We start from the raw sequence: 15,062 nt of genomic DNA, 5'->3' as shown, positions 1-15,062 counted from the left end.
GGGGGCAAGCGGCGGCGCGGCCGCCGCGTGCACCGGTCGGGGTGGGGCGGTGGCGGGCCCGCCACCTGCCGTCATCCCGCCAGCAGGCGCTCCAGCGCCGGCGCCAGCCCGATGGAGGGGGTTCCGCCAACCGTTGCGGGCGGCGTCCCGCGGGGTGGGCGCAGCGCCGCGTCCAGCAGGCAGTCGAGGCTGTCGAGCGCCGGCAGGCCGGTCCGCTCCGCGAGGCGCGGGGCCAGGCCGACCAGGCCGGCGCCGCCCAGGATGATGGCGCCTGCCCCTGCTGCCGCCGCGGTCCGCGCCTCGGCGGCCAGCAAGGCCAGGGCACCGTCCGGGTCGCGGGCGATCATGTCGCCGGTGGGCGTGACCGAGCGGATGTCGATACGCTCGGCGGGCAGGCCCAGGCTGAACACCAGTTCGTGCAGCATGGGCACCCAGGCCGCGCCGCCGGTCAGCAGGGCGATGCGCGGGGCCAGCGCCAGCCCCGCCTCGATGCTGGCTTCGGCCATGCCCCGGACCGGCACCCCGGCGACCTCGCGCGCCGCCAGGAGGCCGGGCTCGCCGAAGCAGGCGATGGCGACGGCATCCACCGTGCCGGCCTGCGCAGCGATGGCGTCCAGCACCGCATGGCCGGCAACGGCCACGGCGGCGCGGCTGCTGATGTAGCGGGCGCCGAAGCGGGCGGTGGCCGGGCGAAGCGCGACCGCCGCCCGGCCGGTGGCGTCGAGCCGGGCGCGGGCGTGCCGGGCCAGGCGTTCTGTCACGCCCGTGTCGGTGTTGCCGTTCAGCAGGAGCAGGCGCATCGCGGCGGCAGGGTGCAGGCTGCGGCGCGCGCCGCGCAAGGGGCCGGATCACCCGCTCGGCGCCGGCCGGCGCGCGTTCCTCAGAGTGCGATCGTCTGCGATATGCCCTGATAGCCGCGGTTCATCTGGGCGATGCTCGCGAACCGCTGCCCCCAGCTGTAGTCGGTGCCGTTCAGGTCGTAGACGTAGTGCCGCAGGCCGCCGTGGATCCCCATGGCGTTGCCGTCGTCACGGTAGAGGCCCACCAGCATCTCGTTGGGCGTGGTGCCCGGATCCACCAGCCGGGCGATGCCCCAGGCGTTGTTCAGCATCCCCATGTTGTCCATGGCTTTTTCGGAATGCGACACGACGCTCCTCCTTCAGCGACCGGGGCGGGCCCGCGTCGGCCGCAGCGGTCGGGGGGGAGGGACCTCTCCGAGCCGGCGCGGGTGTCGCTGGGGGCCGAAACGCAGCGCGGCGCCGAAATGGCTTTGCAGAAGCCGGCGCCATTTCGTTGCGAAAAGATATCGATTTGCCGTGGTGGGCGACAGCATCGGAATCGCGTTGTCGGCCCGGGACGTCAGGGCAGGTCGCTGGAGGATGGGATCGTCCGAAGGCGTCAATCCGCCCCTCGAACAAGTGCTCTAGGCTGCTGGCGGCTCCGGCAGGCAGGCGGCCGCCAGCAGGGCGAAGGCGCGGGCGCGGTGGCTGATCGCGTGCTTCCGCTCCGGTGTCATCTCGGCGAAGGTCTCTGCCTCGCCCGCGGGGACGAAGATCGGGTCGTAGCCGAAGCCCTTCTCGCCGCGCGGCGGCCAGACCCATTCGCCATGCGCCTCGCCCAGGAAGCCCTCGGTATGCCCGTCCGGCCAGGCGAGGACGAGGGCGCAGGAGAACCAGGCGGCGCGGTCGGGGAAGGGGCGGGCCTGGCGCTCCACCTCGGCCATGGCCTTGCCGTAGTCGCGGCTGCCGTCCGGCTGCACGGCCCAGTCGGCGGTCCAGACGCCGGGCATGCCGTCCAGCGAGGCGACCGAGAAGCCGGAATCATCGGACAGGGCGGGCAGGCCGGTGGCCTTCGCCGCAGCCAGCGCCTTGATGGCGGCATTGCCGAGGAAGCTGCTCTCCGTCTCCGCCGGCTCCGGCAGGCCGAGCGCGCCGGCGCCCTGCACCTGCATCCCCCAGGGGGCGAGCAGGGCCGAGACCTCCCGCACCTTGCCCGCATTGTGGGTCGCCAGCACCAGCCGGCCACCCCGTTCCAGCCGGCGGCTCATGCCAGGCCGACCGCCGCGCGCTGGGCGGCGAAGAGCTCCGCCGTGCCGGTGCGCGCCAGGGTGAGGAGCGACTGGAACTGCGCGTCGGTGAAGGGCTCGCCCTCGGCGGTGGCCTGCACCTCGACGATGCCGCCCGCACCGGTCAGGACGAAGTTGGCATCCGCCTGGGCGGCGCTGTCCTCCGCGTATTCGAGGTCGAGGATGGCCTCTCCCTCCCACAGCCCGGCCGACACGGCGGCGACCTGCCCCGCCAGCGGGTCGCGGGCCAGGATGTTCATCTTGCGGCAATGGGCGAAGGCCTGGTGCAGCGCGACCCAGGCGCCGGTGATGGCGGCGCAGCGGGTGCCGCCATCGGCCGTGAGCACGTCGCAATCCAGGGTGATGGTCATCTCGCCCATCGCCGCCCGGTCGGTCACGGCGCGCAGGCTGCGGCCGATCAGCCGCTGGATCTCCTGCGTCCGCCCGGACTGCTTGCCGCGCGCGGCCTCACGGTCGCCGCGCGTGTGGGTGGCGCGGGGCAGCATGCCGTACTCCGCCGTCACCCAGCCTTTGCCCGAGCCGCGCAGGAAGGGCGGCACCCGCCCCTCGACGCTGGCGGTGCACAGCACCTCCGTCACGCCCATGCGGATCAGGCAGGACCCCTCGGCGTGGCGGGCGACGCCGGGCAGCAGGGAGACTGGGCGCAGCGCATCGGGGGCGCGGCCGGAAGGGCGGGGCATGGGAAGGCTCCTGGCCCGGAGGGGCCTCGGGTCGGTCTGCGGCGAACAGGCGGAGGGATCGTCGCGCCGGCCCCGGGTGTCAACCGCCTGGCCCGCCCGGATGGCTGGCGCCCCCGTCGTGACGGGTCTGCATGATCCCGGCGCATCGGGGCAGGGGGCGAGGCCGGCCCTGCCACGGCCGCGACGCCCCGGGCGGGGAAGGTCGGAAGGGGGCCAGGGCCACATTGACCCTGGTGGGGGGCGACCATACCTTTGAGCCGTGCAAGACCGGCCCCACGTCCCTCGCGTCGGCCGCCCGGCCTGGCTGTCCCAGGGACCTTCCCGGCCCAGCCTGGCAACCTCCCTGGACGGGCGCTCCGCGGCCATCCTTCGCCAGATCGTCGAACTCTACGTCGAGACGGGAGAGCCGGTCGGCTCGCGCACCCTCTCGCGCCGGCTGCCGGTCGCCCTCTCCCCCGCCACCATCCGCAACGCCATGGCCGATCTGGAGGAGGCGGGGCTGCTCTACGCCCCCCATACCAGCGCCGGGCGGCTGCCGACGGAGCGCGGGCTGCGCTTCTTCATCGACGGGTTGCTGGAATTCGGCCAGCTCTCCGAGGAGGAGCGGGAGGCCATCGCCAGCCGCTGCGCCGCCTCCGGCCGCTCCCTGCAGGACACGCTGGGCGAGGCGGGGCGGATGCTCTCCGGCCTCGCCGGCGCCGCCGGGCTGGTGGTGGCGCCCAAGACCGAATCGGCGGTGCGGCATATCGAGTTCGTGGCGCTCGGCCCCGGCCGCGCCCTGGTGGTGCTGGTGGGCGAGAGCGGCCAGGTCGAGAACCGGGTGATCGAGGTCCCCGCCGGCCTGCCCACGGGGGCGCTGGCCCAGGCGACCAACTACCTGAACAACCGGCTCAACGGCCGCACGCTGGAGGAGACCCGGACCCAGGTCACCGAGGAGATCGCCGCCAACCGCAGCGCGCTCGATGCCCTCACCACGCAGGTGGTGGAGGCGGGGCTGGCCACCTGGGCCGGCGGCGGCGGCGGCTCCCTGATCCTGCGCGGGCAGTCGCGGCTGCTGGAGAACCTCGACCACGCGGCGCGGGTCGGCGAGATCCAGGGCTTGTTCGACCGGCTGGAGGCGCAGGAGACCATGCTCCAGCTCCTGGAGCTGGTGCAGCGCGGCGAGGGGGTGCAGATCTTCATCGGCGCCGAGAGCGGGCTCTTCGACGCCGCCGGGCTGTCGATGATCGTGGCCCCCTTCCGCAACGCCCAGGAGCGCATCGTGGGCGCCGTGGGCGTGGTGGGCCCCACGCGCATCAACTACGGCCGGGTCATCCCGGTGGTGGACTACACCGCCCGGGTGATCGGCCAGCTTCTGGGATAGCGCCGGCAGCCGGCCGTGGCCACGGCGAGGTGGGGCGCCGCTTTCCCCCGGCGACGCTGTCGCCAGCGCGCCCGCTCCGATCACGCCTCCGCCAGCGTCTCCGCCGAGAGCTCGCCGCCCGGGCCGGCCATGCCATAGGGGAAGAACTGCTCGCCCCGCGCGTCGTAGACGGTGACGGAGGTTCCTCCCCCGGCCCGGCCGGTGAAGCGCTCGCCCGAGACCAGGTCGCGGCCGGAGAAGCCGACATCCCCGTCCAGGCGCAGCTCCACCACCCCGCCATCCTCCAGCACGATCCGGCCCGGCTCGGACCGCACGGCGAGGCCCGAGGCCAGGTCACGGAAGCCGCCGGCATACGGCTCGATGGCGAAGACCTCGCCGGCATCGAAGGCATAGACGGTGTAGGGGCAGCGGCCGGCGCGGCGGCGGTGGACCTCCACGGCGACGATCCGGCGCAGGTCGGGGTGCATGCGGGTCTCCTGATCCGGGGTCCAGGGCGCGGTCATGCGGGCGGCAGCACGGCCAGGGCGTCCACCTCCACCAGCAGCTCCGGCGCCACCAGCGCGGCGACGCCGACCAGGGTGGAGCAGGGCATGGGGTCGGCAAAGAACTCCCGCCGCGCGGCGCTCACCTCCGCCTTGCGGGCCATGTCGGTGAGGTAGACGGTCAGCTTCACCACCCCCGCCGCGGAGCCGCCCGCCGCCTCGACCAGCGCCAGCACCTTGTGCAACGCGTGCCGCGTCTGGTCGGCCACGCTGCCGTCGCCCAGCACCCCGCCGCCCGGCGCGCCGGCATGCTGGCCCGAGACGTGGATCAGCCCACCGGCGACAAGGCAGTTGGAGAACAGTCCCGGCGGCGGCTCTGGCACCGCCGGGGTGGCGACGCGACGGATCACGCCTTGCCGGCCGCGCGCAGCTCGGTGATGTGCTTGCGCGCGAGCTGGGAGAGGTAGCGGCGCAGGCGGATCAGCCCGGCATCGTGCTGGTAGAGCATCTCGTACTTCTCCAGCCCGGGCTTGCAGCCGGCCAGCATCTCGCGGTCCTGCTCCAGCACCGCCCAGTGCCGCGGCTCCATCCTGTTGCGGTACAGGAAGCGCCAGACGTCGCGCTGCCAGCCTTCCACCTTGCGGCAGCGCCAGAAGAAGCTGGCGGTGTTGTTCTCGTCGATCGGCGTGGCGAAGCCGATGATGGCGAAGTTGCCGCCCGGGCCGCCGGAGGGCGGGTAGGGGATCTCCAGCCGCACGTAGAGCGCGCCGTCGTCCACCAGCTCCGACCAGTCGAAGTTGACGTCGCGCTGGCCCTCCTTCTCGAAGACGAAGCCGGTGGGCGTGTCGCGGGTGACGAAGTGGGCCTCCGTCTCGCCCTGGTACATCGTGTGGGAGTTGGCGTGCAGGAAGGTCCCGTGCATCGGGTCCATCGCGTTGTCCAGCGAGTAGCGCCAGAACATCTCCCAGTCGGCGTAGCAGACGAAGCGTTCCCACTCGGGTGCTGCGAGCTGCGGCGGGGGGACGAAATCCGGCGCCTCCTCGTGCAGCGCGTCGCCGAACCAGACGAAGACGACGCCCGCCACCTCGACGGAGGGCCAGGTCTTCACCGCCTTCTTGCCCTCCAGCGGGCAGCCCGGCTGGCCGGGGACGGAGAGCACGGTGCCGTCGCCGCCGACCTCCACGCCATGGTAGTTGCAGCGCAGCCGGTCGCCCTCGTTCATCCCGCGCGAGAGCGGCACGGCGCGGTGCGGGCAGCGGTCCGTCTGGACGTGGATCGCGCCCTGCGTGTCGCGCCACAGCACCAGCGGCTCGCCCAGTCGGGTGATGCCGACGGGCTTGTCGCCGGCGCGCACGAAGCGCGAGGGCAGCACCGGCCACCAGCGGTTGCGGACGCCGAGCTTGAGGTATTCGCGGATCTCCGCCTCGGTCACCGGCGGCGGGCGGTCCCCGGCGGCAGGGGCGGGACGTTGCAGCGTGGTCGCGCTCATCGGCTCAGGCTCCCAGCTCGCGCATCACGGCCTGGAAGTTCTCCGGGGTCCAGCTTCCCCCCTGGCGCGGCCGCACGCGCGAACGGTTCAGCGCGGCCACCAGCTCCTCCAGCTCCCAATGCCCCTTGGCGAAGGCATTCTCGATGGTGCCGGCCAGGTCGTCCTCCCACTCCGTCGGCTCGCGCAGCAGATGCTGGCGCGCTTCGAGGTAGGGGAACTTGTAGGTGTCGTTCACGTCGCCTTCTCCTCTCGCCGGGCCTGCCATTCCCGCGTGAGCCGCTCGCGCACCGGGACGAAATCATAGGTGGGGTAGAAATCGGTCGAGAACACGCCCCAGGCGGAGCGTTCGATCTCGATGTTCACCGTGTTGAGCAGCGCGGGCGGCAGGCGCAGGGTCACGATCTGGCCCAGCCCCATCGCCACCGTCCAGCTCACGATCTCGCAACCCTCGGGCGGGAAGCGCTCCCACCAGGCGCGCTCCGCCAGCTTGCCCTGGATCTGGTCGATGTTCTGCGACTGGTCGTGCTTCAGCACGATGGTCAGCAGGATGCTCTCCCCGCTCACAGGTCGAGCACCAGCCGCGGCGACCTGGCGCGGGAGACGCAGGTCATCATGATGGTGTTGGACGCCCGCTCGGCGGAGGAGAGGATGCTGTCGCGGTGCTCCACCTCGCCCTCCAGCACCGCCACCTCGCAGGTGCCGCAGACGCCCTGCTCGCAGGAGCAGGGGATGGCGAGGCCCAGCTCGTTCAGCGCCTCCAGCACGCTCACCCCCGGCTCGACCCGGGTGGAGAGGCCGGAATTCGCGCAGACCACCTCGAAGCTCTCGGCGCCGCCGCCGCCCGCCTGCACGCGCGGGGTGAACCATTCGAAGCGCACGCTGTCGGGCACCCAGTGGCCGGTCGCCTCCTCCACCGCGGTCATCAGCGCATCGGGGCCGCAGCAGTAGAGCAGCGTGTCCGCCGGGACGTCCCGCAGCCGCTGCGCCACGTCCAGCCGCGTGCCCTCGGCCGAGGCGTGCACCACCACCTCGCCGCCCAGGGCCCGCGCCTCGGCCAGGAAGGGGGCGTCCGCCGTGCGCTTGGCGGCGAAGAGCAGGGTCCAGGGCGCGCCCGCGGCGCTCGCCGCGCGCATCATCGGCAGCAGCGGCGTGATGCCGATGCCGCCCGCGACGAAGAGGTAGCGCCCGGCACGGTCGAAGGCGAAGTTGTTGCGCGGGTAGCCCATGGTGACCACCACGCCCGGCCGCAGGTCGCCGCGATGGACGAAGCGCGAGGCCCGGCCGCCCTTCACGTCGCGCACGGCGATGCGGTAGTGGCGCCGGTCCGCCGGGTCGCCGCAGAGCGAGTACTGCCGGATCGCCCCGTCCGGCAGGTGCAGGTCGACATGCGCGCCCGGCTCGAAGCCCGGCAGCTCGCGCCCGTCCTCCGCCTCGAAGTCGAGGGAGAGCACGCCCGGCGCCTCCCAGGTCATGCGGCGCAGGCGGGCGGGGAAGGTCTGGGCCACCGCGACGGCCTTCACGGCCTCCGGCGAGACGGCGTTCATGCCCCCAGCTCCGACAGGCGGGCCCAGGGATGCGGCCGGCCCGAGGTGTCGAGGTAGAGCGACTTCTGCTGCATCCAGGCGCGCAGCCCCTGCCGGCCCTTCTCGCGCCCCAGCCCGCTGTCCTTCACGCCGCCGAAGGGGGTGGAGATGGAGAACTGCTTGTAGGTGTTCACCCAGACCGTGCCGGCCGCGACCGACCGCCCGACCCGCCAGGCGCGGCCCTGGTCCCGCGTCCAGATCCCGCAGGCGAGGCCGTACTCGCTGTCGTTGGCGATGGCCACCGCCTCCGCCTCGTCCTCGAAGGGCTGCACCACCACGACGGGGCCGAAGATTTCCTCCTGGCACACGCGGGCGGAATTCGGCAGGCCGGCGATGATGGTGGGCAGGTAGTAGATGCCCGCCTCGTACGCCGCGCCCTCGGGGCGGCGGCCGCCGGCCAGGATCTCGCCCCCCTCCTCGCGCGCGAGGGCGACGTAGCGCTCCACGCTGTCGCGGTGCGGGTCGCGGATCATCGGCGCCACCTGCGTCGCGGGGTCGGCGGGATGGCCGACGCGCAGCGCCTTCGTGGCCGCGACCAGCCGTTCCAGGAAGCGGTCGTAGACGCCGCGCTGCACCAGCAAGCGGGAGCCGGCGATGCAGGACTGGCCGGTGGAGGAGAAGATGCCGAACAGCACCCCCGCCAGGGTCAGGTCCAGGTCCGCGTCGTCGAAGACGATGGTGGCGGACTTGCCGCCCAGCTCCAGCGAGACGGGCATCAGCTTGCGCGCCGCCTTCTCCGCCAGGGCGCGGCCGGTGGCGGTGCCGCCGGTGAAGCTGACCTTGCCCACCGCCGGATGCGTGACCAGCGTCTCGCCCACCTCGTCGCCCCGGCCCGGCAGCACGGAGAGCAGGCCGCGCGGCAGCCCCGCCTCCTCCACGATCTGCGCCAGGACCAGGGAGACCAGCGGGCTCCAGGAGGCGGGCTTCATCAGCACGGCGTTCCCGGCGGCCAGCGCCGGCGCCAGCTTCTGCGCATCCGAGGCGATGGGCGAGTTCCAGGGGGTGATCCCCGCCACCACGCCGATCGGCTCGTGCACCGAGAAGGTCAGGTAGTCGCCGCGGGCGGGCGTCATCGCCTCCTCCTCCGTCTCCAGCACGGCGGCGAAGTAGCGGAAGGTGCCGGCGGCGCTGGCGGCCAGCGCCCGGGTCTCGGCGAGCGTCTTGCCCGTGTCGCGGCTCTGCACCTGGGCGATGCGCTCGGCGTTGCGGGCGATGCCCTCGCTGATCCGGTAGAGGTAGGCCGCGCGCTCGTGCGGGCGCAGGTTGCGCCAGGCCGGGTCGGCCGCGGCCGCCTGGGCGCGGGCGATCGCCTCCTCCACATCCTCGCGCGAGGCGCCGCGGAGGACGCGGTTCACGCTGCGGTCGGCGGGGTAGAGGGAGGTGATCTCCGCCCCCCGCCCCTCGCGCCATTCGCCGCCGAGGAAGATCCGGCCGTCGGGGAGTTCGAGGTTCTGCATCTGCGCCATCGCTCAGATCTCCAGCCACGCGGCGCGGTTCAGCAGCGCGCGCGCCATGCTGTACCCCGCCGTCAGCGAGGTCTTGGGATTGTCCGGCGAGGGGCGTCCCTCCAGCCGGATGGTGAAGTCCAGCGCGGCGGAGCGCACCGCCACCTCATGGACGTTGCGGGCGATGGCGGGATCGGCCACCAGCCGCACCCGGGTCCGGTCGAAGCCCAGCCCCGCCAGGGCGACCGTCGCCGCGACATTAGCGTTCGCCGGATAGTCCCGCGCCGCCTCGCGCGCCGTGCCCTCGTAGAAGGTCGCGGCCTCGGTCAGGGCGCCGAGGTCCAGCGCCCGCTCGGCCGGGCTGCCGCGCCAGGCCTGGGGCGGCTTGCGGCCAATGTAGGTGACGGTTTCCAGCCCGGAGAGCCTTGCCGCGCCCAGCGCGTCGATCCCGCCCACGGCGCCGGCCGGCAGGCCGATCCGCCCGCCGCCGCGCTGCGCCGCCGCCAGCAGCGCGTCGCGCAGCGTGTCGTCCGCTAGCGCGCCGGAGGAGATGAGGACGAGGTCGCAGCCGGCCTCCAGCACCGCCGCGCCATGCTCGCGCACCGCGGCATGGCCCGCGCACTCCGCCACCACCTGCGGCCCGTCCGCCAGGAAGGCGTCGCGGTCGGTGCGGATCTCCACCCGCTCCGCCAGGCGCGGGGCGCGCGGGATGCGCGCCCGGCCCGCATCGCGCACCAGCACGGTCAGCACCTCCAGCGGCGCCGGCAGCCCCTCGGCCAGGGCGCCGAGCAGCGTGGCCGTCATCCCGCCCGCGCCGATCAGCCCCAGCCGCCGCAGCATCAGCGCACGCTCCCGGCCGCGCCCGCCGGCGGGCCGGCGAAGCTCTCGGCGAAGGGGCCGACCGAGACCATGTCCACCTCGACCACGCAGGGGCCGTCGAAGGCGATGCCGCGGTCGAGTGCCGCGGCGAAGTCCTCGATCCGCGACACCCGCTCGTGCCGCAGCCCGATGGAGCCGCAGAGCATCGCGAAGTCCGGCGTCAGCAGGTCGGCGTAGTGGCGCCGGCCGCCGTACTGCGCGTCCTGGATGTTGCGGATCACGCCATAGCCGCGGTCGTTCATCAGCACGAAGACCACGGGCGCGCGCATGTCCGTGGCCGTCGCCAGCTCGCCGATGTTCAGCATGGCGCCGCCGTCGCCGACCAGGGCGACGGTCTTCGCCTCGCCGGCCATGGACGCGCCGATCGCCATGGCGATGCCCTGGCCGATGCCGCCGCCCAGCGCGTGCACGCCGAGGTGCGGCGCGGCGAGCTGGACGTAGCGGTTGCCGAAGGTGCTGTTGGACAGCGTCACGTCGCGCACGAAGGGGTGCCGCCCCGGCGCCACGCGGGCCAGCAGGTCGTCCGCCACCACCTGGTAGGGGCCGAGGGTGGAGCGCAGCGCGCCCTCCGACTGCGCCCGGGCGATGGCGATGTCGTGCAGGAAGGCGGCGTCCGTCGCCAGCTTCTCCGGCAGGCGGGCGAGCAGCCCCTCCAGCACCAGCCGCGCATCGCCGGGGATGAACAGGTCCACCGGGTAGTTGCGCCCCGCCTGGGTGGCGTCCGCATCCACCTGCACCAGCGGCTGCGGCAGCGGCATGGCGTTGTTGCGCGTCTCGTTGCCGCGCAGGCGGGAGCCCACCACCACCATCAGGTCGGAGCGGGCGTAGAGCGCCGCCGCCGCGGGGGTCATGTTGAAGGCGCCCAGGCTGTGCGGATGGTCCTCCGGCACCGTGGCGCGGCCCTGGGTGCTGGTGACGATGCCGATGCCGCGATCGGCCAGCGCCGTCGCCGCCGCCGCCGCGCCGCGCGCGCCGCCGCCCAGCCACAGCATCGGGCGGCTGGCGCGCAGCAGCAGCGCCGCCATCTCGTCCAGCAGCGCCGGGTCCGGCGGGGTGGGGGCGATGTGCAGGCTGGCCGGCAGGGCGCGGCCGCGGGCCTTGGCCCGCTGCACGTCGATGGGGATCTCCAGCGAGACGGGGCCCGACGGCGCCGACAGCGCGGCGCGGGCGGCGGCCAGCAGCGTGTCGACGGCGGCCGAGGGCTCCCAGATGCGGTGGAAGGCCTTGGACACCGCCTTGAGCATGTCCGCCTGGCGCGGCACGTCGTGGATGGCGGCGCGGTCGCGGTCCATCAGGGCGCGGTCCACCGTGCTGGTGATGTGCAGCACCGGGGAACCCGCGGTCAGCGCCTCCACCTGCGCGCCGGCCGCATTGCCCGCGCCGGTGCCGGTGGAGGTGATGACCACGCCCAGCCCCTTGGAGACGCGGGCGAAGGCGTCGGCCATGTTCATGGCGCCCGCCTCGCCGCGCGCGGGGACGAAGCGGATGCGGCCCTGGCGCGCGATGGCGTCCAGGATGGGCATGTTGTGGATGGAGATGACCCCGAAGACGGTGGTCACGCCCAGATCGGCGAGTGCCCGGGCGAGCAGGTCGCCGACGGGCTCCTCCTCGGTCAGGCGGGTGGCGGTAAGCGGCGAGACGTCCATGGCGGGCGTTCCGGTCCTGTCGTCAGATGTGTCGCGAAACGCCGCCCGAAACCTCGAGGCTGGCGCCGGTGATGTAGCCCGCCGCCGGCGAGCCGAGGAACAGGATGGCGCGGGCGGGCTCCTCCGGCCGGCCGAGCCGGCCGAGCGGGATGCCCTTCTTCGCCGCCAGCGCGCCGAACCACTGCTCGCGCGTCTGGGCCCTGTCGTCGCGCGCCTCGAAGCGGCGCTGCCACTGGCCGGAATCCACCAGCCCGAGCAGGACGGAGTTCACCCGGATGCGCGGCGCGAATTCGGTGGCCAGCGACTTCAGCAGGTTCTGCACCCCCGCCCGCGCGGCGGAGGTGCAGACCATGTGCGGTTCCGGCTGGATCGCCAGCAGCGAGTTCACGCCGACGATGGCGGGGCTCTCCGCACGGTCGAGCAGCGGGCGGAAGGCGCGCAGCGGCAGCACCTGGGAGAAGAACTTCAGCCGCAGCTCCTCCGCCCAGTCGGCATCGGTGGTGTCGGCGAAGGTGGAGACGCGGCCCTGCCCGGCATTGTTCACCAGCAGGTCCACCGCGCCGCCGGACCACTCCGCCACGGCGGCGGCGAAGCCCTCGACCTCCTCGCGCACCAGCACGTCGCAGCGATGCGCCAGCAGCCGGTCGCCGCCCTCCAGCGACGCGGCGGCGGCCTGCAGCCGGCCGGCATCGCGGCCGCAGATGGCGACGCGCGCGCCCTCCGCCAGCAGCAGCCGCGCGGTGGCGAGGCCGATGCCGGAGGAACCGCCGGTGACGACCGCGGTGCGGCCGGAATAGCCGAGGTCCATCGCCTCAGCCCGCCGTCTGCCAGCCGGCATCGGGGCGGCCGGCCATGACGGTGCGCATGGCGGGCGTGGGCGGGCCCGCCGTCATCCAGGTGTCCATCTTCTCCGGCACGTCGCGCGGCCAGACCTCCGGCTGGTGCGTCGCCTCGTCGATCTGCTGCACCTCGGAGGTGAACTCGATCACGAAGCCGGAGGGCGAGACGAAATAGGCGAAGGGGTTGTTCCCCGGCCCGTGCCGCCCCGGCCCCCAGGCCGGCGACTGGCCCAGCACCCGCATCCGGCCGATGCCGCGCATGAAGCTGTCGATCGAGGGCATCTCGAAGGCGACGTGGTTGATGGAGGCGTACATCCCCCGGTTCAGCGCGATGGAGTGGTGGTCGCTGAACTCCATGTCCGTCGCGCAGCGCAGGAAGACCATGGCGTTGGCCGAGTAGTCGCTGATGCGGAAGCCCAGCTTCTCCTCGAAGAAGGCCTGGAGCGATTCCATGCCGGGGGTGTTCAGCACGACATGCGACACCTTGCGCGGCAGGGCGCGCTCGTCATCCGTGTCCGCATGCCGCGCCACGTCGGCGGCAAAGCGCAGGCGGCGCCCCTCCGGGTCGAGCGCGGTGAAGCCGTAGCCGCCGCCGGGGGTGGAGAGCTCGGCCGGCGGGCCGCTCACCGCCACGCCCTCGGCGACGAGCTGGGCGTGCAGCAGGTCCACCCGCTCGCGCGTGCGCATGCCGAAGTTGATGTAGTCGATACCGTAGGTGCTGTCCTCGCGCAGCGCGTAGATCCACTGCTCCGGACCCGTGCCGCGGAAGTAGACGGTGCCGTCATTGCCCTGGGCGACGGTGCGCATCCCCCAGTTCTTCTCGTAGAACTCGCGGGTCGGCGCCACGCCGGGGGCGCGCATCGCGATGCCGCGCATGAAGTCCACGGAAATGCGTTCGCTCATGGCACCGCCTCCAGAATCCTGCTCGTCTGCCGCTCTGCCGCGGGAGCATCCTCGCGCGTCCCGGTCGGCTTCATCCAGCCCAGGCGGCAGGAGATCTCCTCGGCCGCCGCGCGCAGCGCCGCGCCGATCTCCGCCCGCCGCGCCGGGTCGTGGAAGGTCGCGGTCGGGCCGCTGGCGTTCAGCGCGGCGACGGGCGCGCCGGTCGTGTCGAACACCGCCGCGGCGACGGAGCTGATCCCCGCCTCGAAGAAGCCGTCGCTCCAGGCCAGGCCCTCGGCACGGTCGGCCTCCAGCCGGGCGCGGAGCTGCTCCAGGGTGGTCGCCGTGTGCGCCGTCACCGCCGGCAGCTTCACGCCGGCATAGAGCGCCTCGACCTCCGCCCAGGGACGGTTCGCCAGCATGATCCGCCCCATCACCCCGGCATGGGCCGGCAGGCGGCTGCCGATGCGGATGTTGCTGACATAGGCGCCGCGCTCGGGGGTGCGGCGGACGACATAGACCACCTCCCGCCCGTCCGGCACGCCGAGATGGACGGAGAGGTGCAGCGCCTCGGCCAGGCGCGTCGCCACGGGGACGGAGACCTGCACCAGATCCTGGGAGAAGAAGGCCTGCGCCGCGAGGCCGATCAGCGCCAGCCCGACGCGGTAGCCCTGGCCCTCGCCGCGGGATTCGATGAAGCGCTCCGCCTCCAGCGTGCGCAGCAGGCGCAGCAGCGTGGTGCGGTTGATGCCCAGCTCGCGCGCGGTGCGCGCCATGTTGGTCACCGGGTCGCCCTCGGCGATGTGGCGCAGCAGGCGCGTGGCGCGCTGCACCGGGGCCGAGAGATAGGCGTCCTCGGGGCCTTCCGCGGTCTCACCCATGCTCCGTCTCCGTCAGCAGCGCCGCGACCGCCTCCGGCCGCTCCTGCGGCAGGGCATGGCCGGCGCCCGGAACCTCCAGCAGCGCGCCGGCGTGCCGCAGCGCGTCGTGCAGCCGGTGCGCGTTGGCGGGCGGCGTCACCACATCCTCCAGCCCCACGGCCACCGCCGTCGGCGCCTCGATGCGCGCGGCATCGGCCAGCAGGTCCCCGGCACCCAGGGCGCGCACGGCCTGGGCGTAGCCGTCCGGCCGCACCGCGCCCATCGCAGCGCGCACGGCGGCCAGCACCTCCGGCTTCTCTTCCGGCCGGTACACCAGCCGCGCGGCGCGGGCGGCGGCGAAGGCCACGGGGCCCATCCGCTCCAGCTCGTCGATTCGCCCCTGCACGGCGGCCGGCAGGGGCATGCCCGGCGGCACGCCATAGCCCAGCGCCGGGGAGAGCAGGGCCAGCGTCGCCACCCGGTCCGCCCGCGTCGCGGCGAAGCGGGCGGCGAAGAGGCAGCCGAGCGAATGCCCCACGAGCCGCACCCGGTCGAGGCCCAGCGCGTCCAGCAGCCGCTCCAGCGCTTCGGCGTAGTCGGCCGGGCCCGGCGCGGCGGGCGCCAGGGCGTCGGAGCCGCCATAGCCCGGCGCGTCCCAGGCGATGGCCGTGGCATGCGGGTCGAGCAGGTCCAGCAGCCGCTCCCAGCTCCGCGCGTTGCTGCCGATGCCGTGCAGCAGCACCAGCGGCAGGGCGCCGCCCCCGCCGTCGCGGCGCAGCCCGGTCAGGCCGGCGGCGCGGAGGGGGGTGATGGGCGCGCCCGGCACGG

18 protein-coding genes are annotated in these 15,062 nt (G+C 74.0%); 1 reads left to right on the top strand and 17 read right to left on the bottom strand.

Annotated elements, in window-relative coordinates:
* Positions 1 to 71 precede the first annotated feature (71 nt).
* From LPC08_RS19565 to rph, 4 genes are all read right to left on the bottom strand, one after another.
* Positions 72 to 839, bottom strand: a complete 768-nt coding sequence (locus LPC08_RS19565) for an aspartate/glutamate racemase family protein (RefSeq protein ID WP_304622034.1) — start codon at positions 837 to 839, stop codon at positions 72 to 74.
* Between the two features lie 41 nt (positions 840 to 880).
* On the bottom strand, positions 881 to 1,147 hold the full coding sequence (locus LPC08_RS19560) for a hypothetical protein (RefSeq protein WP_230449909.1): 267 nt from the start codon (positions 1,145 to 1,147) through the stop codon (positions 881 to 883).
* A gap of 276 nt (positions 1,148 to 1,423) precedes the next feature.
* Positions 1,424 to 2,047: a non-canonical purine NTP pyrophosphatase gene (locus tag LPC08_RS19555; protein WP_230449908.1), complete on the bottom strand. Its 624-nt coding sequence runs from the start codon at positions 2,045 to 2,047 to the stop codon at positions 1,424 to 1,426.
* On the bottom strand, positions 2,044 to 2,766 hold the full coding sequence (rph, locus tag LPC08_RS19550; RefSeq protein ID WP_230449907.1) for a ribonuclease PH: 723 nt from the start codon (positions 2,764 to 2,766) through the stop codon (positions 2,044 to 2,046). Before rph ends, LPC08_RS19555 begins: the two co-directional genes overlap by 4 nt.
* Before the next feature lie 304 nt (positions 2,767 to 3,070).
* On the opposite strand from rph, the gene hrcA reads away from it, so the two are divergent.
* Entirely contained in the window at positions 3,071 to 4,129 is a 1,059-nt protein-coding gene (gene hrcA / locus LPC08_RS19545; RefSeq protein ID WP_370643360.1) for a heat-inducible transcriptional repressor HrcA, read from the top strand.
* Positions 4,130 to 4,209: 80 nt separating this feature from the next.
* On the opposite strand, the gene LPC08_RS19540 is transcribed toward hrcA, so the two are convergent.
* The 13 genes from LPC08_RS19540 to LPC08_RS19480 are packed head-to-tail and all read right to left on the bottom strand — an operon-like array spanning position 4,210 to position 15,060.
* Complete coding sequence (locus tag LPC08_RS19540; RefSeq protein WP_230449906.1) at positions 4,210 to 4,596, bottom strand: hypothetical protein; 387 nt, start codon at positions 4,594 to 4,596, stop codon at positions 4,210 to 4,212.
* Positions 4,597 to 4,628: 32 nt separating this feature from the next.
* A complete protein-coding gene (locus LPC08_RS19535) occupies positions 4,629 to 5,021 on the bottom strand; it encodes a RidA family protein (protein ID WP_230449905.1) in 393 nt (130 codons plus the stop codon).
* Positions 5,018 to 6,100, bottom strand: a complete 1,083-nt coding sequence (locus tag LPC08_RS19530) for an aromatic ring-hydroxylating dioxygenase subunit alpha (RefSeq protein ID WP_230449904.1) — start codon at positions 6,098 to 6,100, stop codon at positions 5,018 to 5,020. Before LPC08_RS19530 ends, LPC08_RS19535 begins: the two co-directional genes overlap by 4 nt.
* Positions 6,101 to 6,104: 4 nt before the next feature.
* Entirely contained in the window at positions 6,105 to 6,335 is a 231-nt protein-coding gene (locus tag LPC08_RS19525) for a recombinase-like helix-turn-helix domain-containing protein (protein ID WP_230449903.1), read from the bottom strand.
* Positions 6,332 to 6,664, bottom strand: coding sequence for a hypothetical protein (locus tag LPC08_RS19520; protein WP_230449902.1), 333 nt, complete (start codon positions 6,662 to 6,664; stop codon positions 6,332 to 6,334). The genes LPC08_RS19525 and LPC08_RS19520 overlap by 4 nt, the downstream gene beginning before the upstream one ends.
* Positions 6,661 to 7,644 carry a PDR/VanB family oxidoreductase gene (locus tag LPC08_RS19515; protein WP_230449901.1) on the bottom strand — a complete coding sequence of 328 codons (984 nt, stop codon included), beginning with the start codon at positions 7,642 to 7,644 and terminating at the stop codon, positions 6,661 to 6,663. The genes LPC08_RS19520 and LPC08_RS19515 overlap by 4 nt, the downstream gene beginning before the upstream one ends.
* On the bottom strand, positions 7,641 to 9,149 hold the full coding sequence (locus tag LPC08_RS19510) for an aldehyde dehydrogenase (protein ID WP_230449900.1): 1,509 nt from the start codon (positions 9,147 to 9,149) through the stop codon (positions 7,641 to 7,643). The genes LPC08_RS19515 and LPC08_RS19510 overlap by 4 nt, the downstream gene beginning before the upstream one ends.
* A 3-nt stretch (positions 9,150 to 9,152) precedes the next feature.
* Positions 9,153 to 9,968 (bottom strand): aspartate dehydrogenase, encoded by an 816-nt coding sequence (locus LPC08_RS19505; RefSeq protein ID WP_230449899.1) that lies wholly within the window; start codon positions 9,966 to 9,968, stop codon positions 9,153 to 9,155.
* Positions 9,968 to 11,653, bottom strand: a complete 1,686-nt coding sequence (locus LPC08_RS19500) for a thiamine pyrophosphate-binding protein (protein WP_230449898.1) — start codon at positions 11,651 to 11,653, stop codon at positions 9,968 to 9,970. The genes LPC08_RS19505 and LPC08_RS19500 overlap by 1 nt, the downstream gene beginning before the upstream one ends.
* Positions 11,654 to 11,675: 22 nt before the next feature.
* A complete protein-coding gene (locus tag LPC08_RS19495) occupies positions 11,676 to 12,461 on the bottom strand; it encodes an SDR family oxidoreductase (RefSeq protein ID WP_230449897.1) in 786 nt (261 codons plus the stop codon).
* Positions 12,462 to 12,465: 4 nt separating this feature from the next.
* The gene (locus LPC08_RS19490) at positions 12,466 to 13,395 is read right to left on the bottom strand and encodes a VOC family protein (RefSeq protein WP_230449896.1); all 930 of its coding nucleotides are present in this window, start codon (positions 13,393 to 13,395) and stop codon (positions 12,466 to 12,468) included.
* Positions 13,392 to 14,255 (bottom strand): IclR family transcriptional regulator, encoded by an 864-nt coding sequence (locus LPC08_RS19485; protein WP_230449895.1) that lies wholly within the window; start codon positions 14,253 to 14,255, stop codon positions 13,392 to 13,394. Before LPC08_RS19485 ends, LPC08_RS19490 begins: the two co-directional genes overlap by 4 nt.
* Positions 14,248 to 15,060, bottom strand: coding sequence for an alpha/beta fold hydrolase (locus tag LPC08_RS19480; protein ID WP_230449894.1), 813 nt, complete (start codon positions 15,058 to 15,060; stop codon positions 14,248 to 14,250). The genes LPC08_RS19485 and LPC08_RS19480 overlap by 8 nt, the downstream gene beginning before the upstream one ends.
* Between the last annotated feature and the right edge of the window lie 2 nt (positions 15,061 to 15,062).

The sequence above is a fragment of the Roseomonas sp. OT10 genome (genome assembly GCF_020991085.1).
Classification (GTDB): Bacteria; Pseudomonadota; Alphaproteobacteria; order Acetobacterales; family Acetobacteraceae; genus Roseomonas; species Roseomonas cutis.
This window is presented reverse-complemented; position numbering and strand designations above follow the sequence as displayed.